The 22,515-nt window shown below is 70.1% G+C and carries 18 protein-coding genes; 15 read left to right on the top strand and 3 right to left on the bottom strand.

Annotated elements, in window-relative coordinates; all coding sequences use genetic code 11:
- The 10 genes from whiA to ABZS97_RS36165 all read left to right on the top strand — a co-directional run.
- The coding region (gene whiA, locus ABZS97_RS36210) for a DNA-binding protein WhiA (protein WP_356144964.1) at window positions 1-290 on the top strand (290 nt) is incomplete at its 5' end.
- A gap of 165 nt (window positions 291-455) precedes the next feature.
- Window positions 456-3,410: a M14 family zinc carboxypeptidase gene (locus ABZS97_RS36205; RefSeq protein ID WP_356144961.1), complete on the top strand. Its 2,955-nt coding sequence runs from the start codon at window positions 456-458 to the stop codon at window positions 3,408-3,410.
- Window positions 3,411-3,601: 191 nt separating this feature from the next.
- Window positions 3,602-4,612 carry a type I glyceraldehyde-3-phosphate dehydrogenase gene (gene gap, locus ABZS97_RS36200; protein ID WP_356144959.1) on the top strand — a complete coding sequence of 337 codons (1,011 nt, stop codon included), beginning with the start codon at window positions 3,602-3,604 and terminating at the stop codon, window positions 4,610-4,612.
- Window positions 4,613-4,747: 135 nt separating this feature from the next.
- Window positions 4,748-5,959 carry a phosphoglycerate kinase gene (locus tag ABZS97_RS36195; RefSeq protein WP_356144957.1) on the top strand — a complete coding sequence of 404 codons (1,212 nt, stop codon included), beginning with the start codon at window positions 4,748-4,750 and terminating at the stop codon, window positions 5,957-5,959.
- A 6-nt stretch (window positions 5,960-5,965) separates the two neighbouring features.
- A complete protein-coding gene (gene tpiA, locus ABZS97_RS36190) occupies window positions 5,966-6,742 on the top strand; it encodes a triose-phosphate isomerase (protein WP_356144955.1) in 777 nt (258 codons plus the stop codon).
- A 140-nt stretch (window positions 6,743-6,882) separates the two neighbouring features.
- A complete protein-coding gene (secG, locus tag ABZS97_RS36185; protein ID WP_356144966.1) occupies window positions 6,883-7,113 on the top strand; it encodes a preprotein translocase subunit SecG in 231 nt (76 codons plus the stop codon).
- Window positions 7,114-7,356: 243 nt separating this feature from the next.
- Entirely contained in the window at window positions 7,357-7,692 is a 336-nt protein-coding gene (locus ABZS97_RS36180) for an RNA polymerase-binding protein RbpA (protein ID WP_078077905.1), read from the top strand.
- Window positions 7,693-7,823: 131 nt separating this feature from the next.
- Window positions 7,824-9,092: an MFS transporter gene (locus ABZS97_RS36175; protein WP_356144952.1), complete on the top strand. Its 1,269-nt coding sequence runs from the start codon at window positions 7,824-7,826 to the stop codon at window positions 9,090-9,092.
- Between the two features lie 72 nt (window positions 9,093-9,164).
- The gene (gene pgi / locus ABZS97_RS36170; protein WP_356144950.1) at window positions 9,165-10,817 is read left to right on the top strand and encodes a glucose-6-phosphate isomerase; all 1,653 of its coding nucleotides are present in this window, start codon (window positions 9,165-9,167) and stop codon (window positions 10,815-10,817) included.
- 121 nt (window positions 10,818-10,938) lie between these two features.
- Window positions 10,939-11,829, top strand: a complete 891-nt coding sequence (locus ABZS97_RS36165) for a DUF3824 domain-containing protein (RefSeq protein WP_356144948.1) — start codon at window positions 10,939-10,941, stop codon at window positions 11,827-11,829.
- A 6-nt stretch (window positions 11,830-11,835) separates the two neighbouring features.
- On the opposite strand, the gene ABZS97_RS36160 is transcribed toward ABZS97_RS36165, so the two are convergent.
- The 3 genes from ABZS97_RS36160 to ABZS97_RS36150 form a co-directional block, all read right to left on the bottom strand.
- Window positions 11,836-14,145: an FtsX-like permease family protein gene (locus tag ABZS97_RS36160; RefSeq protein ID WP_356144946.1), complete on the bottom strand. Its 2,310-nt coding sequence runs from the start codon at window positions 14,143-14,145 to the stop codon at window positions 11,836-11,838.
- A gap of 159 nt (window positions 14,146-14,304) precedes the next feature.
- Complete coding sequence (locus tag ABZS97_RS36155) at window positions 14,305-15,060, bottom strand: ABC transporter ATP-binding protein (RefSeq protein ID WP_356144944.1); 756 nt, start codon at window positions 15,058-15,060, stop codon at window positions 14,305-14,307.
- Window positions 15,057-15,572: a PadR family transcriptional regulator gene (locus ABZS97_RS36150; protein WP_356144942.1), complete on the bottom strand. Its 516-nt coding sequence runs from the start codon at window positions 15,570-15,572 to the stop codon at window positions 15,057-15,059. The genes ABZS97_RS36155 and ABZS97_RS36150 overlap by 4 nt, the downstream gene beginning before the upstream one ends.
- 161 nt (window positions 15,573-15,733) lie before the next feature.
- Between ABZS97_RS36150 and ABZS97_RS36145 the strand changes: the two genes are divergently transcribed.
- The 5 genes from ABZS97_RS36145 (at window position 15,734) to ABZS97_RS36125 (ending at window position 22,395) form a co-directional block, all read left to right on the top strand.
- A complete protein-coding gene (locus ABZS97_RS36145; protein ID WP_356144940.1) occupies window positions 15,734-17,005 on the top strand; it encodes an ABC transporter substrate-binding protein in 1,272 nt (423 codons plus the stop codon).
- Between the two features lie 130 nt (window positions 17,006-17,135).
- Complete coding sequence (locus tag ABZS97_RS36140) at window positions 17,136-18,809, top strand: glycoside hydrolase family 13 protein (RefSeq protein ID WP_356144938.1); 1,674 nt, start codon at window positions 17,136-17,138, stop codon at window positions 18,807-18,809.
- 54 nt (window positions 18,810-18,863) lie between these two features.
- Window positions 18,864-20,189: an ABC transporter substrate-binding protein gene (locus tag ABZS97_RS36135; protein WP_356144936.1), complete on the top strand. Its 1,326-nt coding sequence runs from the start codon at window positions 18,864-18,866 to the stop codon at window positions 20,187-20,189.
- A 5-nt stretch (window positions 20,190-20,194) separates the two neighbouring features.
- A complete protein-coding gene (locus ABZS97_RS36130) occupies window positions 20,195-21,559 on the top strand; it encodes an ABC transporter permease subunit (protein WP_356144934.1) in 1,365 nt (454 codons plus the stop codon).
- Window positions 21,556-22,395, top strand: a complete 840-nt coding sequence (locus tag ABZS97_RS36125) for a carbohydrate ABC transporter permease (protein WP_356144932.1) — start codon at window positions 21,556-21,558, stop codon at window positions 22,393-22,395. The genes ABZS97_RS36130 and ABZS97_RS36125 overlap by 4 nt, the downstream gene beginning before the upstream one ends.
- The last annotated feature ends 120 nt before the right edge of the window (window positions 22,396-22,515 follow it).

Genomic DNA, 22,515 nt, shown 5'->3' with positions numbered 1-22,515 from the left:
GCTCGGCGCGCGTCGCTGTCGCCGCGGGGGCCCGCGTGCAGCGCGCCCTGGAGATCCTCGCCGACGAGGTGCCGGAGCACCTCGCGGCGGCGGGCCGGCTGCGTATGGACCACAAGCAGGCCTCCCTGGAAGAGCTGGGCGCGCTCGCCGACCCGCCGCTGACCAAGGACGCCGTCGCCGGACGTATCCGCCGTCTGCTGGCCATGGCCGACAAGCGGGCCCAGGACCTGGGCATTCCGGGCACGGAGTCCAACCTGACCGAGGAGATGGCCGACAACCTGGTCGGCTGACATCCGCTCAGCCGCAACAGCGGACTCTCAACACGCCGGTGCCGATGCCCACTTGGGCCTCGGCACCGGCGTTTTTCCGTCCTTGAGGCACTCTTGACTTGACCATGAAGTGTCATGAGCCTGGCATCTGTTCGCTGCTGTGGCGAACCTGTGCAAGGGGGGCTCATGAGACGAAGAGCGAGAGCGATCCTCGCTGCGGGCGCACTCCTGCTGGGCGGGGCGGGCATGGCGCCGCTCGCCCACGCGGAGAGCGCGAGTGCACCCAAACCCGACGCGGATGCCGTCAAGGTCTTCCGCGCCGAGGTCACGAAGCAGCAGGTACCCCTGCTGCTCGCGGCCGGACAGGACGGCCACGAACTCGGCGAACAAGCGCCGGACAAGGGCACGGCCACGGTCGAGGTCTATCTGACCGACAAGCAGGCTCACAAGCTGGAGAAGCAGGGCGTCGACCTCACCGAGCACACCCTTTCGGCCAAGGCCGAGACGCGCGTGGACGACGCGGCGCAGGGCGTGTTCCGCCCGTACAGCGGAAAGGGCAATCTCCAGGAGGAGATCGTCAGGACCGGTGCGGCCCACCCCGACCTCACCAAGGTCGTCTCCATCGGCAAGACGGTCAACGGCCAGGACATCCTCGCGCTCAAACTGACCAAGGGCGCGAAGAAGACCAAGGACGGCGCCAAGCCCTCCGTGCTGTACATGTCCAACCAGCACGCGCGCGAGTGGATCACGCCCGAGATGACGCGGCGCCTGATGCACTACTACCTGGACAACTACACGACGAACAAGCGCATCAAGAAGATCGTCGACTCCACTGAGCTGTGGTTCGTGCTGTCGGCCAACCCCGACGGCTACGACTACACGTTCAAGGACGCCACCGCCCGCCAGTGGCGCAAGAACCTGCGGGACATCAACGGTGACGGCATCATCACCACCGGCGACGGCGTCGACCTCAACCGCAACTTCTCCTACAAGTGGGGCTACGACGACGAGGGTTCGTCCCCCAACGCCACCAGCGAGACCTACCGCGGCGCGAGCCCCGGCTCCGAGCCCGAGACGAAGGCCCTCGACGCCTTCGAGAAGCGCATCGGTTTCAAGTACGGCATCAACTACCACTCCGCCGCCGAACTCCTCCTCTACGGGGTGGGCTGGCAGGTGGCCACGCCGAGCCCGGACGACGTGATCTACAAGGCGCTCGCCGGCACGCCGGAGAACCCGGCCATCCCCGGCTACCACTCCCAGCTCTCCTCCGAGCTCTACACCACCAACGGCGAGGCGGACGGGCACGCGGGCAACGTCAACGGCATGGGGATGTTCACCCCCGAGATGTCGACCTGCCAGACCGCGTCGAACCTCGACCCGGGCGACGCCTGGAACGCGGCCGACTGCGCCTCGGTCTTCACCTTCCCGGACGACGAGAAGCTGATCGAGCAGGAGTTCGAAAAGAACATCCCGTTCGCGCTCTCGGTCGCCGAGACCGTCGCGCACCCAGACCAGCCGTCCTCCTCGGTCGGCATCGCCGCCCCCGACTTCACCCCGGCCGGCTTCACGACGTCGTACGCCCGAGGCGCCGACCAGGAAGTCTCCGTCGTGGCGCGCCGGTCCGTGCGCGACAAGGAGCTCAAGTACCGCGTCAACGGCGGCCGTACGCATGACAGGGCGCTCAAGGCCTGGCGCGGCGGCGAGACGTACGGCGGCACCGACAACCTGTACTTCGACGAGTACCGCGCCAAGGTCCAGGGCGGGGACCCGGGCGACAAGGTGGAGGTCTGGTTCACGGGCAGGACCAGGGGCGGCAAGCGCGCCACCAGCACGCACTTCACCTACACGGTGGCCGAGCGGCCGCGCGCCGACGCGCTCGTGGTCGCCGAGGAGGGCGCGACCGCCACGCAGGCACAGGCATACGTCGACGCGCTCAAGGCCAACGGCAGCAAGCCCCTCGTCTGGGACGTCGCCACGCTGGGCGCCCCCGACGCGCTCGGCGTCCTCGACCACTTCAAGTCGGTCGTCCACTACACCGGCGCGGTCCGGCCCGGCAACGCCACCCAGCTCCAGCTGCGCGCCTACCTCAACGAGGGCGGCAAGCTGATCGAGGCGGGGGAGAGCGCCGGCGGTTCCGTCGACCTCGGCGACGGCACCCTGTCGAACGACTTCAGCCAGTACTACCTGGGTGCCTACTCCCGGACCACCACCCCAGGGGCAACCGGTTTCACCGGCTCGGGGAAGCTCGGCGGCTTCACCGGCGCGCTGGGCGACGCACCGGGCAACCCGCTGAACGCGGCGGGAACCTACGGCGTCACCTCCGACTCGCTGCCCGTCGCCACGTATCCGCAGTTCGCGAGCGCGGGAGCGGGCCAGTTCGCCGGGACCGTCAACCCCTACGGGCCCTACGCGGGCTCCTACATGGCGGCGGCCGTGCACACCGACGACGCCTACAAGCGCCTCACCCGCACCATCGACCTCACCGGTGTGGCTGCCGCCGACAAGCCGACGCTGCGCTCGCAGCTCCTGTGGGACACCGAGCCCGGCTACGACCACGCGATCCTGGAGATCCACACCACCGGCGCCGACGACTGGACGACGCTCCCCGAGGCGGGCGGCGCCACCAGCACGGCCGTGCCCGCCGAGTGCGAGGCCGGGTACTACGTGGCCGACCACCCCTGGCTCAAGCGGTATCTGACCGTCGGCTCCACCGGCTGCACCAACACCGGTACGAGCGGCTCGTGGAACAGCTTCACGGGCGCCTCCACCGGCTGGCAGCAGGTGAACTTCGACCTGAGCGCCTACGCCGGCAAGTCGGTCCAGGTCTCGCTCAGCTACGTCACCGACCCGGGCTCCGGCGGCCACGGCGTCCTTGCCGACGACACCTCACTCGTCCTGGGCGGCACCGCCACCCAGGCCGAGGGCTTCGAGACCTCCCTCGGCGCCTGGAGCGTCGCCGGACCGCCTCCGGGCAGCCCGGCCGTCCTCAAGGACTGGGCGCGCGTCGGAGAGCTCTTCAAGACGTACGGAGCGGTCACCACGGGTGACACCGTGCTGCTGGGCTTCGGCCTGGAGCACGTCACCGCGGCGGCCGACCGGACGGCCCTGATCGGAAAGGCCCTGGCGGCCCTGCGCGGCTGAGCGAGGCCCGACGGTCTCCCGCACAGGGTGGGCGTTCCGTACCCTACTGGTGGGTACGGAACGCCCTGCCGTGTATGGGGCATCTCGATGTCACCTCGGGAGCCTCAGGGAGGTAGGGTCGTAGGCGGTCGGGGACATCCCATACAGCTCGCCGGAGTCGAACCCGGCGTACCAACGAGGAGATCGGTTTCGTGACGATCCGCGTAGGCATCAACGGCTTTGGCCGCATCGGTCGTAACTACTTCCGCGCGCTGCTGGAGCAGGGTGCTGACATCGAGATCGTGGCTGTCAACGACCTGGGTGACACCGCGACCACCGCTCACCTGCTCAAGTACGACACCATCCTGGGCCGTCTCAAGGCCGAGGTGTCGCACACCGCCGACACGATCACCGTCGACGGCCACACCATCAAGGTGCTCTCCGAGCGCAACCCCGCCGACATCCCGTGGGGCGACCTCGGCGTCGACATCGTCATCGAGTCGACCGGCATCTTCACCAAGAAGGCCGACGCCGAGAAGCACATCGCGGGCGGCGCCAAGAAGGTCCTCATCTCGGCTCCGGCCAAGGACGAGGACATCACCATCGTGATGGGCGTCAACCAGGACAAGTACGACGCGGCCAACCACCACGTCATCTCCAACGCGTCCTGCACCACCAACTGTGTGGCGCCGATGGCCAAGGTTCTCGACGAGAACTTCGGCATCGTCAAGGGCCTGATGACGACGGTCCACGCGTACACCAACGACCAGCGCATCCTGGACTTCCCGCACTCGGACCTGCGCCGCGCCCGCGCCGCCGCCGAGAACATCATCCCGACCACGACGGGTGCCGCCAAGGCCACCGCCCTGGTCCTCCCGCAGCTCAAGGGCAAGCTCGACGGCATCGCGATGCGCGTCCCGGTCCCGACCGGCTCGGCCACCGACCTGGTCGTGACGCTGGCCCGCGAGACCACCAAGGACGAGGTCAACGCCGCGTTCAAGAAGGCCTCCGAGGACGGCGACCTCAAGGGCTACCTGTCGTACACCGAGGACCCGATCGTCTCCTCGGACATCGTCAGCGACCCGGCCTCCTGCACCTTCGACTCCTCCCTGACCATGGTCCAGGAGGGCAACTCGGTGAAGATCCTCGGCTGGTACGACAACGAGTGGGGCTACTCCAACCGCCTCGTCGACCTCACGGTCTTCGTCGGCGACCAGCTCTGATCGACAGAGCAGGCACCTCGATGTGAGAGCAGGGCTCGGGCAGCGCACGGACGCGCTGCCCGAGCCCTGACTCACGTGCAGATCAGCCCCTCATACGATCACGAGCATCACCAGCCCTCCTCAGGAGTTCCCTCCATGAAGACGATCGACGAACTTCTCGCCGAAGGCGTGGACGGCAAGCGGGTCTTCGTCCGCGCCGACCTGAACGTGCCGCTGGCGGAAGGCCTCATCACCGACGACGGTCGCATCCGCGCCGTCCTGCCCACCGTCAAGGCCCTCGCGAACGCGGGCGCCAAGGTGGTCGTCGCCTCGCACCTGGGCCGCCCCAAGGGCGCCCCGGACCCTGCCTTCTCGTTGCTGCCCGCCGCCGAGCGGCTCGCGGAACTCCTCGGAGCCCCGGTCGCGTTCGCCCAGGACACCGTCGGCCCCGCCGCCCACGACGCGGTGAACGGCCTTGAGCCCGGCCAGGTCGCGGTCATCGAGAACCTGCGCTTCAACGCCGGTGAGACGTCCAAGGACGACACCGAGCGCGGCGAGTTCGCCGACCGCCTGGCCGCCCTGGCCGATGTCTACGTGGGCGACGGTTTCGGCGCGGTGCACCGCAAGCACGCCTCGGTCTTCGACCTTCCGGCGCGCCTTCCGCACTACGCGGGCTACCTCATCGCCACCGAGGTCGGCGTCCTGAAGAAGCTCACCGACGAGGTGCAGCGCCCCTATGTGGTCGCGCTCGGCGGTGCCAAGGTCTCCGACAAGCTCGCCGTCATCGACCAGCTGCTCGGCAGGGCCGACCGCATCCTCATCGGCGGCGGCATGATGTTCACCTTCCTCAAGGCCAAGGGGTACGAGGTCGGCGCCTCCCTCCTCCAGGAGGACCAGCTCCCGGCCGTCAAGGAGTACATCGAGCGCGCGGAGAAGAACGGCGTCGAGCTGATCCTGCCGACCGATGTGCTGGTCGCCGCCGGGTTCCCCGACCTCAAGACCAAGGCCCCGGCCAACCCCGCCACCGTCGCCGTGGACGCCATCCCGGCCGGTCAGATGGGTCTCGACATCGGGCCCGAGTCCCGCAAGCTGTACGCATCGAAGCTCGTCGACGCCGCCACGATCTTCTGGAACGGCCCCATGGGCGTCTTTGAGCACCCCGACTACGCCGAGGGCACCAAGGCGGTCGCCCAGGCCCTCCTCGACTCCCCGGGCTTCACGGTCGTCGGCGGTGGCGACTCCGCCGCGGCCGTCCGCATCCTGGGCTTCGACGAGACCGCATTCGGCCACATCTCGACCGGCGGCGGCGCCTCCCTCGAATACCTCGAGGGCAAGACGCTCCCCGGCCTCGCCGCACTGGAGGACTGACCTTTTATGAGCACGCGCACGCCGCTGATGGCGGGCAACTGGAAGATGAACCTCAACCACCTTGAGGCCATCGCCCACGTCCAGAAGCTCGCCTTCGCCCTGGCCGACAAGGACTACGACGCCGTAGAGGTCGCCGTCCTGCCGCCCTTCACCGACCTGCGCTCCGTGCAGACCCTGGTCGACGGCGACAAGCTCAAGATCAAATACGGCGCCCAGGACATCTCCGCGCAGGACTCCGGCGCCTACACCGGCGAGATCTCCGGCCCGATGCTGGCCAAGCTCAAGTGCACCTACGTGGCGATCGGCCACTCCGAGCGCCGGCAGTACCACGCCGAGACCGACGAGATCGTCAACACCAAGGTCAAGGCCGCCTACAAGCACGGCCTCACCCCGATCCTGTGTGTCGGCGAGGAACTGGACGTCCGCGAGGCGGGCAACCACGTCACGCACACGCTCGCGCAGGTCGACGGCGGCCTCAAGGACATCCCCGCCGAGCAGGCCGAGTCCGTCGTGATCGCCTACGAGCCGGTCTGGGCCATCGGCACCGGCAAGGTCTGCGGTTCCGACGACGCGCAGGAGGTCTGCGCGGCGATCCGCGGCCGGCTCGCCGACCTGTACTCGCAGGAGCTGGCCGACAAGGTCCGCATCCAGTACGGCGGCTCGGTGAAGTCCGGCAACGTCGCGGAGATCATGGCGAAGCCCGACATCGACGGCGCCCTGATCGGCGGCGCGTCGCTCGACGCCGACGAGTTCGTCAAGATCGTCCGCTTCCGCGACCAGTAGGCCGAGCAGTGAGTATGCGGTAGCGGCGATCCGTCGTACCCTTGCGGGGGTCTGGTGTCCTTTCCACGTGCGGCTGTGCCGCGTGGCCACCGGACCCCCGTCGTCCATCCAGTTCCGAGGAAGTTGGTTCAGCCGTGGTTTTGGGGTTCTCGATCGCCCTGATCGTCTTCAGCGGGCTGCTGATGCTGCTCGTGCTGATGCACAAGGGGAAGGGCGGCGGCCTCTCCGACATGTTCGGTGGCGGCATGCAGTCGTCCGTCGGCGGCTCCTCGGTCGCCGAGCGCAACCTCGACCGCATCACCCTGGTGATCGGCCTGCTCTGGTTCGCGTGCATCGTCGTGCTGGGCATCCTGATGAAGGTCAACAACTGACCATCGGCCGACATCGGTCGTCCCACATCGGCACAACAGCACATTACGCACGCATATTGCGCACGTAAGGCCCCATGTTCGGTACGCGACGTAAAGCGCGGCCTATCATGGGGCTTGCGTCTAGGTGCGGGGGGTGTAACTCCAACCACTGGACGCGCGTTGGGCCTTACGTAGACTGAGGCGCTCGCAGCGAAGCGTCACGCCGACTCGTTTCGCGGCACCATCACGCAGGGAGTTACGACCGTGGCAAGTGGCAACGCGATCCGAGGAAGCCGGGTCGGGGCGGGGCCGATGGGCGAGGCCGAGCGCGGCGAGTCCGCGCCGCGGCTGCGCATCTCCTTCTGGTGCTCCAACGGGCACGAGACGGTGCCCAGCTTCGCCAGCGACGCGCAGGTCCCCGACACCTGGGACTGCCCGCGCTGCGGCTTCCCCGCCGGACAGGACCGGGACAACCCGCCGGACCCGCCGCGCACCGAGCCGTACAAGACGCACCTCGCGTACGTACGGGAGCGGCGCAGCGACGCGGACGGCGAGGCGATCCTCGCCGAGGCGCTCGCCAAACTGCGGGGCGAAATCTAGAAGTCGAGTATCGGCCGGGCATCCAGGGGTGCCTGGCCGATGGTGTTTTGCACGGCCTCCCGCTCGCTCCGAGGCCGATTGTCAGTGGTGCCCTCTACGGTTCTTGAATCAGCGGAACCGGAGGGGGAATTGTGGCAACGGTCGAGGTGCGGGACCTGCGGGTGCCCGCGTGGCGTGGGGGATTCGGGCGGCTGTGGAGTGCCGCCGTGCTCTCCAGCTTCGGAGACGCCCTGCGCGGCGCCGCGTTGCCGCTGCTGGCCGCGACCCTCACCGACGAACCGATGCTCATCGCGTCGGTCACCGCCTGCGGCTATCTCCCCTGGATCATCTTCGGACTGCTCGGCGGAGCCGTCGCCGACCGCGTGGACCAGCGGCGCGCCATGTGGAGCGTGGATGCCGTACGGGGAGTGCTGGTGGCGGGCTTCGCGGCAGCCGTGGCCCTCGGACACGCCTCGATCGCCCTGCTGATCGCGCTCGCCTTCGCACTGACCACCCTGCAGACACTCTTCGACAACGCCTCCACCGCCTTGCTCCCCGCCCTGGTCGACCGGGAGGCGCTGGGCAGCGCCAACGCGCGCCTGATGACGGGGCAGCGGGTGGCCGGAGGCCTGCTCGCAGCGCCGGTCGTGCCCGTGCTGCTCGCCGCGGGCTCGGCCGTCCCCTTCACCGTCGACGCCCTGACCTTCCTCGCCGCCGCCGTGCTGGTGGCGTCGTTGCGCGGCGGGGCGTCCGCACGCGAGCCGAGACCGGCGGGCAGCACCCTGCGCCGGGAGATCGCGGCAGGTCTGGGCGCTCTGTGGCGGGACAGGGCCCTGCGGGGGCTGTGCGTGGCCACGGCCGTCTGCAACATCGGCATGGGCGCCCTCATCGCCACGATCGTGCTCCTGGTCACCGACTGGCTGGACGCGGGCACCGTGGGATACGCGGCGGTGATGACGGCGTACACGGTCGGGAGCCTGGCCGGGGGAGTGGCGAACCGCTGGATCGTCGGACGCCTCGGACGGGTGCGCGGTGTCCTGCTCGCGGGCGGAGTGCAGATCGGCGCACTGGTCGTGATGGGTTCGGTGCGCGACCTGACCGCTCTGGGCGCGAGCATGGCGGTCTTCGGCCTCATGGGCATGGTGTGGAACGTCAACACGACGACGCTCATGCAGGAGCGCAGCCCCGCCGACATGCTCGGCCGCGTCAGCTCGGCCTTCCGGACCCTCGCCGTCGCGGGGGCTCCGGTGGGCGCCCTGCTGGGCGGAGCCGTTGCCACCCTCTGGGGCCTGAACGCCCCGCCGCTGCTCGCCGCCGCGTTCTTCGTCCTCTCCGTCGCCGCGCTGATACCCGCGCTCAAGCCGGACGTATCTGTTGTTGAGCCGGACGACGGCGTGACGACAGCTCACGTCAAGCCCTGATCAATTAGGTTGGGACCGGCAGCGGGGCAAGGTACGCAGCAGCACTCGCAGGAGAGAAGGCGGAAGTCCGAGATGAACGCAGAAAGCCGTACCAGGCTCAACCAGACGCCCGAGTGGGCCGCTCTCGCCAAGCACCGGGAAGAGCTCGGCGAGGTGCAGTTGCGCGAGCTGTTCGCCGCCGATGCGGAGCGCGGCGCGCAGTTCACGCTCCAGGTCGGGGATCTGCACGTCGACTACTCCAAGCAGCTGCTCACCGGGGAGACGCTGCGGCTGCTGCGCGAACTGGCCGCCGCCACCGACGTGTTCGGCCTGCGCGACGCGATGTTCCGCGGCGACAAGATCAACACGACCGAGGACCGCGCTGTGCTGCACACCGCGCTGCGCGCCCCGCGGGAGGCCGTGATCGAGGTGGACGGCGAGAACGTGGTGCCGGCCGTGCACGCTGTGCTCGACAAGATGGCCGCCTTCGCGGGGCGCGTGCGCTCCGGTGAGTGGACCGGGCACACCGGCAAGCGCATCAAGAACATCGTCAACGTCGGCATCGGAGGCTCCGACCTCGGCCCGGCGATGGCGTACGAGGCGCTGCGCTCCTTCACCGACCGCGGCCTCACCGTCCGCTTCGTGTCGAACGTGGACGGCGCCGACCTGCACGAGGCCGTGCACGACCTGGACGCGGCCGAGACGCTGTTCGTCATCGCCTCGAAGACCTTCACCACCATCGAGACGATCACCAACGCCACCTCGGCGCGCAACTGGCTGCTGACCGAGCTGAAGGCCGGTCAGGAGGCCGTGGCGAAGCATTTCGTGGCGCTGTCGACCAACGCCGAGAAGGTCGCCGACTTCGGTATCGACACGGCCAACATGTTCGAGTTCTGGGACTGGGTCGGCGGGCGGTACTCGTACGACTCGGCGATCGGCCTGTCCCTGATGATCGCCATCGGCCCGGACCGCTTCCGCGAGATGCTCGACGGCTTCCACCTCGTCGACGAGCACTTCCGCACCGCGCCCGCCGAGTCCAACGTGCCGCTGCTGCTCGGCCTGTTGGGCATCTGGTACGGCAACTTCCACGACGCCCAGTCGCACGCCGTGCTGCCGTACTCGCACTACCTCTCCAAGTTCACCGCCTATCTGCAGCAGCTGGACATGGAGTCCAACGGCAAGTACGTGGGCCGGGACGGCCGCGAGGTCGAGTGGCAGACCGGACCTGTCGTGTGGGGCACGCCGGGCACCAACGGGCAGCACGCCTACTACCAACTCATCCACCAGGGCACCAAGTTGATCCCGGCGGACTTCATCGGCTTCGCCGAGCCGGTCGCCGATCTGCAGCCCGGCCTGGTGGCCCAGCACGACCTGCTGATGGCGAACTTCTTCGCGCAGACCCAGGCGCTGGCCTTCGGCAAGACCCCGGACGAGGTCCGCGCGGAGGGGGTCCCCGAGGAGCTGGTGCCGCACAAGACGTTCAAGGGCAACCACCCGACGACGACGATCCTCGCGAAGGAACTGACGCCGTCGGTGCTCGGCCAGCTGATCGCCCTCTACGAACACAAGGTGTTCGTCCAGGGCGCCGTGTGGAACATCGACTCCTTCGACCAGTGGGGTGTCGAGCTCGGAAAGGTCCTCGCCAAGCGCGTCGAGCCCGCGCTCACCGAGGGCGCGGACGTGCCCGGGCTGGACGGGTCGACGACGGCACTCGTCGCCAAGTACCGGGAACTGCGCGGCCGTTAGCCGGCGTCCGATCGGGAGGGGAAGCGGGCGGCGGGAGTCCCTCCGCTTCCCCCGAGATCCCGGAGGATCACGCAGCGACGACTCGGGGGAGCGAAAGTTGGCACGCACGCGCGGGAACTGGATGAGCGACAGGATCACGCTGCACTCGATCCTGCAGCCGAAACAGGTGGCGCAGGCGCTGTACCACCCGGTGTGGATCCCGGAGTCGGTGGATCCGTCCGTGGACCGGCTCAAGAAGGCACGCATCATCGCCGGAGCCGTCGCGGCCTTCGGCGTGTACACCTTCGTGCAGCGGAAGTTCAACTTCGACGAAGTGCTGGAGAACATGCTGACGGCGTCCGTCGTCGTGCTGTTCATCACGCCGCTGTCGGTCGGCGTGATGCTCTTCGTGTGGCGGCGCACCGGAACGGTCCGCCAGATGCGGGTGCCACTCTTCAACTCGCTCAAGCTGCTGCTGTTCTTCATCGGCTCGGTCGTCGGCCTGGTGTTCCTGTGGGTGGGCACGACCGCGCTCGGGGGCTTCTGGCTGGTGCCGCTGGGCTTCACGGCGCTCTGGCTGACCGGCATGGTGGCCTACGGGGCGGTGCAGGTCTCCGGGAACTTCTTCGGCACGGCCGCCGTCCACCGGTGCCTGCCCCCGCTGCTCGCCACGATCACGACCTGGCTGATGGCGCTCCCGGACCTGCTCACCGGCGACCTGCACGGGCTCAGCTTCAAGATGGGCATCGTGTTCATCCTCGGGGCGCCGGTGACGGTCACGGCCATAGCCATGCTGGAGATGCGCCGGCTCAAGCGGCGCTACGGCATCCGGCTGAGCGCGCACCCCGCGACCCTGCCGCAGCCGCGCCCCGCGTACACACCGGTCAACAACGGGTTCATGCCGCCGCAGGGACACCCGTACCCGCCCGGGAATCCGTACGGCGCCGGACATCCCTACGCGCCGCACCCGCAGGGCAGTCCCTATCCGCCCGGATCACCGAACCCGTACGGCCCGGGGCCCTACGGGAGCTGACCGGGCTCAGGCCATCGCGCTCAGCGTGTCCGCGAGTCGGCGGCGGCCCGCCCGTGCCGCCGGCAGGGCGGCGAGCGCGGTGGCGCCCAGCACGGCGGACGCGGCGAAGAGCAGCAGCAGAGAGACGGACGGAGCCTGGGCGATCCCGGCGCCGATGCCGCTCGACCGCCCCTGGGCGTCGATCAGCCAGTACCCCACAGGCACGCCCAGCGCGGTGCCGACGAGCACCGCGGCCAGGGCCGTGCAGCCGGTCGACGCCATGGTGACCGCGGTGATCTGCCGCGGGGACAGCCCGATCGCCTTCAGCGCCAGCAGATCCCGCTCGCCCTCGCGCACCGTGCCACCGATCGCGGTGAGCAGTTCGATCAGCCCGATCAGGGCCAGTACGGCGATCAGCCCGACCACGACCCCGCGCAGCGGCGAGAGCCCGTCGGCCGGATTCGTCACCTCGTGCACGTCGACATGTCCGTGCCCGGCCCTCGCGAGCCCGGCGGCGACGGAGTGCGCATCGGCGCCGGGGCGCAACTGCACCTGGTAGAGGGTCGGCCGCAGGGCCGGGTCGTTCTCGCGGAGGGTGTCGAGCGAGGTGGAGATGACCCGGCCGGCGTTCTCCGGCTCCAGACTGCGCCCCACGATGTGCAGGATCTGCGGCTGCTCGCCCACTGTGATCCGCACCCAGTCCCCCACCCGCACATCCATCAGGTCGAGCAGCCCCTGACCGGCCACCGCCTCGTCGCGCTCGCGAGCGGCGCGCCCCTCGGCCAGCGAGAACGGGTACGGGTCCGCGCGCGTGCCGAGGCCGCGCAGCGCGATGGTGCCCGTCTGGCCCGGCACCAGCGCCGCCACCTCGACACCCGGGTGGACGGCGGCGACCCGCGGATCGCGGGCCAGCAGCTTCCGGGCCGCCGGGTCGTCCAGGCTGTCGTCGGTCCGTGCAGTGAGCGCGGCCGCGAGGCCGACCTGCTCGGGCCTGCTCTGGAAGCGGTCGATCGTGGTCCATGCGCTCAGCGCCACCACGATCAGCAGCAGCGGCAGCGCGAGCCGCGCCACCGTGGCCAGCGAACGCGGCCGCCGGGTGAACGCCTTGTGCCAGCCCAGGACCAGCGCGGGCGACAGCCGAAGACCGAACGCGCGCAGCCCGAGCGCCCGGCGCGCCACGCCCGACAGACGCCCTGCGGGCGGCGCCGCGGCCCGCAGTACGGGCACCGGAGTCACCCGCCCGGCCCGCCACGCCGCGAGGGCGGTCGTGGCCCCGATGAACAGCACCGCCGTCACAGGCACCGCCAACAGCACCGCGGTGTGGCCCGGCAGCCCCTGCCACACCCCGACCGCGTCCCCGAGACGCCCGGGAACCCGGCTGCCCAGCGCCTGCGTGAGCGCGGCGGCGACCACCGCGCCCAGCAGGGCGAACGCCACATGCTGGAGCAGGAAGATGCGCACGACCTGGCCGGGCGTGAAGCCGATCGCCTTCAGCACCGAGATGTCCCGCAGATGACCGCGGATGCGGGTGCCGATCGCCCCGTGCACGGCGAGCGCGGCGGCGACCAGGGCACCCAGGCCGAACAGCCCCAGGACCTGGCCGAGCAGCCGGTTGTCGCCCTGCGCCTCGGCACGCGCCTGCTTCCAGTTGTCGACCTCGGTGACCGCCCCGGCACCGAGGAGGGTGACGGCCCGCTGGATGACGTAGTCCGTGTCCCCGGGATCGTCCAGCCGCAGCCCGATGACCTGGCCCCCGCCGCTTGCGGCGGTGCGACCCACGGCGGAGGGGAGGGCCCAGACGAGCCCGGAACGCTCCCCTGGGCGGTAGTGGGGCTCGGCGCTGTCGGCGACGCCCAGCACGGTCAGGGTGCGGCCGGTGCCGGGCAGGGTGAGGGTGTCTCCGGGCGCCGCCCACAGCGCACGGGCGAGGCTGCTCTCCAGCACCACCCCGTCCGGGGCGGTGGGGTCGAGCCAGTTGCCGGAAGTCATCAGCGGGCGCCCGGTGGCGGGCGGCTCGACGGTGCCGCGCAGCTCGACGGAGGCGCGGGTGCCGCGGGAGGCGACCGTCGCGGAGGCGGTGGGGTACGGGCCCGCCACCGGTCCGACGCCGTCCAGCTTCGCGAGGCGGGCCGCGTCGGCCGAGGGGCCGGTGTGGATCCACACATGGGCGCCGTGCGACTGGGAGAACACCCGCTGCCAGGGGTTGGTCGCATATCCGAAGAGCGCCGCGGCGAGCAGCAGCGAGACGACGATGCCCGCGGTGGCGAGCACGATGAACAGCGCCTCGCCGCGGTGCGTCCGCAGATCCGAGTGCGCCCAGCGCAGAGTGGCCCGCACGCCGCCTCAGCCTCTCGGCCCGCGTACGACGGAGGACTCGCCTACGACGGAGGACTCGCCTACGACGGAGGACTCGCCTACGGGGGAAGACCCACGTACGGGGGAAGACCCACGTACGGCAGAAGCCCGGTTCCCCGCCCGATGGTCGCGCACGCCGGCTCAGTCCTTCAGTTCCAGCACGCCGGACACACCGGAGATCCCGGTGCCGGACGACGGCGCCGCGTCCAGTTCCGCGTCGTCGGCGATCCGGCCGTCGAAGAAGCTGATCACCCGGTCCGCGGCGCTCGCGAGCCGTGCGTCATGGGTGACCAGCAGGATGGTCTGGCCTCGCCCGTGGAAGCGGGACAGCAGCCGCATGACCTCGCGGGTGCCCTTGCTGTCGAGGCTGCCCGCCGGCTCGTCGGCCAGCAGCAGGGGCGGATGGTTGACCAGGGCCCGGGCCAGCGCGACCCGCTGCTGCTCGCCGCCCGACAGCTCGCCCGGCATGCTGCGCTCCTTGCCCGTGAGGCCCAGCTCGGCAAGCAGCTGCTCGCGCTCGGCGCGCGCCTGCTTGGGGGAGACCCCGGCGAGCAGGGCGGGCAGCTCGACGTTGTCGGCGACCGACAGGTTCGACACCAGGTTGAAGAACTGGAAGACGATCCCGATACGGCGTCGGCGCTCGACCGCCCAGCGGGCCTCGCCATAGGCGTCGGTGCACTCGCCGTCGAGCCAGATGCTGCCCGAGTCGGGTCGCTGGAGCCCGCCCAGCAGATGCAGCAGGGTCGACTTCCCCGCGCCGGACGGCCCGGTGACGGCGACGAACTCACCCTGCCTCAGCGCGAGGTCCACGCCGCGCACGGCATGCGCGGGCGCACCCTCGCCGTGGTGGGTCTTCACCAGACCCTCGGCGCGCAGCAAAGGAGCGGTGTGGCTCATTCCGGCTCCTCCAACTCCTCCTGGCACCGCTCCAGCCAGTCGAGGTCGGCCTGCAGGTGCAGCATGGCGCCCTCGATGAGCAGCTGGGCGATGCGGTTGTCCCGGTTCTCGGCGGCGGCGAGTTTCGACAGGTTGCGCATGGTGTTCAGATACTGGCGGCGCTGCCTGTTGATGAGGGCTATCCGGTCGGCGAGACCGGTGGTGGGTGCCAGGGCGAGCTTCATGAAGAACTCGTCCCGCACCCGCGGCTCGTCCGCCGTCTCCTCGTACCAGGCGCGCAGCGCTTCCCGCCCGGCATCGGTGAGGTGGTAGATCTTTTTGTTGGGCCGGCTCGACTGCTCGACTTCCTCGCCCTCGATCAGTCCCGACTTCTCGAGGCGGCCGAGGGTCACATAGATCTGGCCGACGTTCGGCTGAGGGTACGCGGAGCCCAGCATCTGCTCAAGGTCCTGCTTGAGCTCGTAGCCGTGGGCCGGCCCACGCGCCAGCAGGGCCAGGAGGGCCAGCCGCACTCGCGCTCTCCATCCTCGCGTTCTTGTGGTCGGTCGCGGGTCGCCGGACCGGAGGCCGATGTGCCGCAGGCCCTAGTATCGCCCATACCTAACAGGTATACATGGCCTCTGACGCCGCGCGAAGATGCTTGGCGCCGGTGTACGTGTACAGGGAGGAACCTATGCGGTGGATACGCGCCGCCGGTAGGGGCCTCCTGGTCGTTGCGGTCGTCCTGAGCGGTTACGTGGCCTCCGGGGCAGGGGTCGGTGGGGCCCGCGCGGGCGACCGGGGCCCCCTCACGCTGGCCACCGCGGGCGATCTCACCAACTATCTGGGCCCGCTCCTCGACGACTGGAACCGCACCCACCCCGGCGAGAAGGTCACCCTCGTCGAACTGCCGGACTCCGCCGACGAGACCCACGCGCAGATGACGACCGACCTGCGCGGCGGCGACCGCGGCCGCTTCGACGTCCTCAACATCGACGTCGCCTGGACCTCGGAGTTCGCCGCCGCGGGCTGGATATCCCCGCTGGAGCGAGCCCGGTTCCCGCTCGACAGCTTCCTGCAGCCGGTCGTCGACACCGCGAGGTACGAGGGAAGGCTGTACGCCGTCCCGTACGTCACCAACGCGGGCCTCCTCCTCTACCGCAAGGACATCCTGGTCAAGGAGGGCGTCGCGCCGCCGCGCACCTGGGCCGAGCTGGAGCACGAGGCCAGGACCCTGGCACCGAAGTACGGCCTCGACGGCTACGCCGGCCAGTTCCTGCCGTACGAGGGCCTGACCGTGAACGCGGCCGAGGCGGTCTACTCGGCGGGCGGCACGATCCTCGGCGACGAGGGCGAACGCGTCACGGTGAACTCCGCCGCCGCCCGCGAGGGCATCGGGTTCCTCGCCCGCGGGGTGCGCGACGGCTGGATCCCGAAGAAGGCGCTGACGTACAAGGAAGAGGAGTCCAAGCAGGCCTTCCAGGACGGGCACCTGCTCTTCCTGCGCAACTGGCCGTACGCCTACGTCGGCGCCTCCGCGAAGGGCTCCGCCGTCGCCGGGAAGGTCGGCGCGGTGCCCCTGCCAGGACCCGACGGACCGGGCACGAGCGTCCTCGGCGGCTCCAACCTCGCGGTCAACAGCCACGCCCGGCACCCGGACTCGGCGCGACGGCTCATCGCCTACCTCACGAGCGCGCCCGTGCAGCGGCAGGTGCTGACCAAGGGGGCGCTGCCCCCCGTAAGGGCCGCTCTCTACGAGGATCCGGAGCTGATCCGGAAGTTCCCCTACCTGCCGACGCTGCGGGAGAGTGTGCTCGCCGCCGCCCCGCGCCCCAAGAGCCCGCACTACGACCAGGTCAGCCTGGCCGTGCAGGCCGTCGTGCACGACGCGCTGACGGGGTACGAGACGCCGGAGTCGGCGGTACGGCGGCTGGCCCGGGAGCTGGCCGCGATCTCGCGACGCTAGTTACCTGTTAGGTATCAGAGAGGTCTCGTAAGGCCCCTGGACCTGCCAAAAATACGGGACATAAGCGTCCATAGCATTTCGTCTTCCTGTCTACTCGTTGACACCCCGGCAACATGTCTACCTAACATGCATGCATAACGGCTGGCACGAACAGACAGGTCGACGGGTGTCTCTCAACACGCACCGCTGGTGGCGCGACGCAGTGATCTACCAGGTGTACGTCCGCAGCTTCCTGGACAGCACCGGTGACGGCATCGGCGACCTCGCCGGAGTCCGGGCGGGACTGCCCTACCTCAAGAAACTCGGGGTCGACGGCATCTGGCTGAGCCCCTTCTACCCCTCGCCGCAGCACGACCACGGCTACGACGTCGCCGACTACCGCGACGTGGACCCGCTCTTCGGCGACCTCGCCGAGTTCGACCTGCTGATGACCGACGCCCGCCGGCTCGGCATCAAGGTGCTCCTCGACATCGTCCCCAACCACTGCTCCAGCGAGCACCCCTGGTTCCGCGAGGCGCTCGCCGCCGCGCCCGGCAGCCCGGCCCGCGCCCGCTTCCACATCGCCGACGGCCGTGGCCCGGGCGGCGCCGAGCCGCCCAACAACTGGCACGCCATGTTCGGTGGCCCCGCCTGGTCCCGGATCACCGAACCGGACGGCACACCCGGCCAGTGGTACCTGCACATGTTCACGCCCGAGCAGCCCGACTGGAACTGGCGCGAGGCCGCGGTCGGCGCCCACTTCGAGGACGTCCTGCGCTTCTGGCTCGACCGCGGGGTCGACGGCTTCCGCATCGACGTGGCCGCCGGGCTCTTCAAGCACCCCCACCTGCCCGACTCGGACGACCCCGAGGCCGACGCCCGCACCCGCGACTCGGTCAACCCGCTCGCCTGGAACCAGCCCGAGGTGCACGACGTGTGGCGGCACTGGCGCGCGGTGTGCGAGGAGTACACCGCCCGCGACGGCCAGGAGCGGCTGCTCGTCGGCGAGGTCTCCGTGCCGACCGCCCGCGAGCACGCCGAGTACGTCCGCCACGACGAACTCCACCAGGCCTTCTTCTTCGACCTGCTCAGCGCCCCCTGGGACCCCGACGCCTTCCGCAAGGTCATCGCCGAGGCCATGCAGGACATCGCGGGCACCGGCTCCACCGTCACCTGGGTCCTCAACAACCACGACCAGGTCCGCACGGTCACCCGCTACGGCGAACCGGCCACCGAGGGCAGCGGCCTCGGCGCCGCCCGGGCCCGCGCCGCCGCACTGCTGATGCTGGCGCTGCCCGGAGCCGCGTACATCTACCAGGGCGAGGAGCTCGGCCTGCCCGAGGTCGTCGACCTGCCCGACGACGTGCTCACCGACCCGATCTTCCACCGCACCGGAAGCCGCGCCCGCATCCGCGACGGCTGCCGCGTCCCGCTGCCGTGGTCGGGGCAGGCCTCACCGTTCGGCTTCACGCCGGGCGCCGAGAGCGCCAAGCCGTGGCTGCCGCAGCCCGCCTATTTCGCCGAGTACGCCACCGACCGCGCCCTCGCCGACACCCGCTCCTTCTGGCACCTGTACCGCGACGGGCTCCAACTCCGCTCCGGACTGCCCCAGTTGGGCGAGGGCGAGCTGCGCTGGCTGGATACCCCGCCCGGCGTCCTCGGCTTCGTGCGCGGCGACGGCCTGGTCTGCGCCGTCAACTTCGGTACGGCGCCCACGCCCGCGCCCGTGGCCGGCACCCCTCTGCTGTCCAGCGGCCCCTGTGCCCCCGGCGTCCTGCCGGGCTCGACGGCCGCCTGGTGGATCAGCGACTCCAGCAATCCCTGACGCACCCATCCCTGAGCCTCCGTCAGTTCTGCACCCCTCGAAGGGACATCAACGATGATGCGACGACGTACCACCCTGCTCACGAGCTGCACCGCCCTCGCCCTGACCTTCGCCGCCACCGCCTGCGGAGGCGGCCCCGTCTCCGCAGGCGGCGGCGACAAGCCGCTGAGCGGCCAGACGGTCGATGTCGCCGGTGTCTGGTCCGGCAGCGAGCAGAAGAACTTCCAGAAGGTCCTGGACGCCTTCACCGAGAAGACCGGCGCCAAGACCCAGTTCACCTCCACCGGGGACAACGTCTCCACCGTCGTCGGCAGCAAGATCGAGGGCGGCAACGCCCCCGACGTGGTGATGGTTCCGCAGGTCGGCGTGCTCCAGCAGTTCGCGAAGAAGGGCTGGCTCAAGCCGCTGTCCAAGACCACGCAGCAGTCCGTCGACGCCGGCTACGCGAGCGTGTGGAAGAACTACGGCAGCGTCGACGGCACCCTGTACGGCCTCTACTTCAAGGCCGCCCACAAGTCGACCGTCTGGTACAGCCCCGCCGCCCTCGACCAGGCGGGCGTCAAGCCGCCGACGACGTACGACGCCATGCTGAAGGCGGGACACACCGTCTCCGACTCGGGCCTCGCGGCGTTCTCCGTCGCCGGACAGGACGGCTGGACCCTCACCGACTGGTTCGAGAACATCTACCTCTCCGAGGCCGGACCCGAGAAGTACGACGCCCTGGCCGCCCACAAGATCAAGTGGACCGACCCGACGGTCGTCGACGCCCTCACCACGCTCGGCAAGCTGTTCAAGGACAAGCAGCTGATAGCCGGCGGTCAGAAGGGCGCCCTGAACACCGACTTCCCGGGCTCGGTCGAGAAGGTCTTCGGACCCAAGGCCGAGGCGGGCATGGTCTACGAGGGCGACTTCGTCGCCGGGGTCGCCAAGGACCAGTTCGGCAGGAAGATCGGCCAGGACGCCGACTTCTTCCCCTTCCCCGCGGTCGGCGGCGGCAAGGCACCCGTGGTCAGCGGCGGCGACGCGGCGGTCGTCCTCAAGGACGGCAAGAACCAGAAGGCCGGCATGGCGCTCCTGGAGTACCTGGCGACCCCCGAGGCGTCCGCCGTCTGGGCGAAGGCGGGCGGCTTCCTCTCCCCGAACAAGAAGCTCGCCCTCACCTCCTACGGCGACGACGTCACCCGCGAGACCGCCAAGTCCCTTGTCGCCGCCGGGGACTCGGTCCGCTTCGACATGTCCGACCAGGCCCCGGCCGCGTTCGGCGGCACCAAGGGAGCGGGCGAGTGGAAGCTCCTGCAGGACTTCCTGCGCGACCCGTCCGACCCGAAGGGGACCGCGGCGAAGCTGGAGAACGCGGCGGCCAAGGCCTACCAGGACTGATCACCGTGACCAGCACTCTCGTGAAAGAGACGAGCCCTCCGGCCGCCACGCCCGTGGCCGACCGCAGACGCCGGGCCAGGCGGCGCGGGCGGATCGTCGCCGCGCTCTTCGTCCTGCCCGCCCTGCTCCTGCTCGGCGCGCTCGTCGTCTACCCCGTGCTCTTCTCCGTCGGCCGCAGCTTCTTCGACGCCTCCGGCACCCGGTTCGTGGGCGGCGACAACTACGCCGAGATGTTCCGCGACCCCGCCACGCTCAAGGCCGTCCGCAACACCGTCGTCTGGGTGGTCGTGGCCCCGGCTCTGCTGACGGGGCTCGGCCTGATCCTCGCCGTCCTGGTGGAGAAGGTCCGCTGGGCCACCGCCTTCAAGCTCCTGCTCTTCATGCCCATGGCGGTCTCCTTCCTCGCCGCCGGCATCATCTTCCGCCTCGCCTACGACGAGGACCCGGACAAGGGTGTCCTCAACGCCGCGGTGGTCGGCCTGCACGACGCGTTCCAGGGGACCTCGTCGTACCCGACCGCCCGTGCGCGCGACGGGCACGGCCTGACCGAGGGCGCCGACGGCTCGTACGGTACGAGCGCCACCGCGTCGCCGGGCCACACCGTCGGCCTCGGGCTGGTGGGAGTCCTCCCCGGCGACCTGCCGAAGGACGCGAAGCCCGCGTACCCCGCCGCCGGGCGCAAGGCCGCCCCGGACGAACTCCGCGGCGTCGTCTACCTGGACTTCACGCCCGGCGGGGGAGGGGCGCAGGGCAAGGTCGACCGGGCCGAGAGCGGACTGCCGGGGGTGAAGGTCGAGGCGGTGCGCGATGGGAAAACGGTCGCCGGCACCACGACCGCGGCCGACGGGTCCTTCCGCTTCACGGACCTGGACTCCGGCGCGCCGTACGCCCTGCGGCTGCCCGCGTCGAACTTCGCGCCGCCCTACGAGGGCGTCTCCTGGCTCGGCCCGGCGCTCGTCACCCCGGCCATCATCGGCGCGTACCTCTGGATCTGGACCGGCTTCGCCATGGTCCTGATCGGCGCCGGGCTCGCCGCCCTGCCGCGCGACGCACTGGAGGCGGCCCGGATGGACGGCGCGAACGAATGGCAGATCTTCCGCCGGATCACCGTGCCGCTGCTCGCCCCCGTGCTCACCGTGGTCTTCGTGACCCTGGTGATCAACGTGATGAAGGTCTTCGACCTCGTCTACATCATCGCCCCCGGTCCCGTGCAGGAGGACGCCACCGTGCTCGCCACCCAGATGTGGCTGGTGTCCTTCGGCGGCGGCAACAACCAGGGCCTGGGCAGCGCACTCGGCGTCCTGCTGCTGCTTCTGGTGGTCCCCGCCATGGTCTTCAACGTCCGCCGCTTCCGAAGGAGTCAACGATGAACGCGCTCAGGCGGGGGCTCGGCAACAGCCTGGTGCAGGCGTTCCTCGTGCTGGTCGGCCTGGTCTGGCTCACCCCGCTCGCCGGGCTGTTCCTCTCCTCGCTGCGCTCCGCGCAGGACCAGGCGGGCGGCGGCTGGTGGACGGCGCTCGCCAGCCCCGGGCAGCTGTCCTTCGACAACTACTCGGCGCTGCTGGGCAATTCGGGCATGACCCGGGCCTTCTGGAACACGGTGCTGATCTCGGTGCCGACCACGACACTCGTCGTCGTCATCGCCGCGCTCGCCGGATACGCCTTCGCCTGGCTGGAGTTCCCGCTGCGGGAGCCGCTCTTCCTGCTCGTGGTCGCGCTGTTGGTGGTGCCCGTGCAGATCGGCCTGCTGCCGGTGGCCAAACTCTTCGGGCAGCTCGGTCTGTTCGGCACGATTCCAGGCGTCGTCCTCTTCCACGTCGCCTACGGGCTGCCGTTCGCCGTCTTCCTGCTACGCAACTACTTCGCCGAGATGCCGAAGGAGATGCTGGAGGCCGCTCGCATGGACGGGGGCACCGAGTGGCGCATCTTCACCCGGCTCGTCCTGCCCGTCGGGCGGCCGGCCATCGCCAGCCTCGCGATCTTCCAGTTCCTGTGGGTGTGGAACGACATGCTCGTCGCGCTGCTCTTCGCCGACAGCTCCTCGCAGCCGTTGACGGTTGAACTCCAGTCCCAGATACGCCAGTTCGGCAGCAACATCGACGTGCTCGCGCCGGGGGCGTTTCTGTCCCTGGTGGTGCCGGTGGTCGTCTTCTTCGCCTTCCAGCGGCACTTCGTGCAGGGGGTGATGGCGGGGTCGGTGAAGTAGCGAACCGGGGCCGGGGGAGGTTTTTCGCCCCCTCCGCCCCTTCCCTTCCCGTGCTCCGGGGCTCCGCCCCTGGACCCCCGCTCCTCAAACGCCGGAGGGGCTGGATTCAGCCCGTCCGGC

This window comes from Streptomyces sp. NPDC005485 (genome assembly GCF_040606085.1).
Classification (GTDB): domain Bacteria; phylum Actinomycetota; class Actinomycetes; order Streptomycetales; family Streptomycetaceae; genus Streptomyces.
The sequence above is the reverse complement of the archived record's forward strand: the minus strand, read 5'-3'. Positions and strand labels throughout refer to the sequence as shown.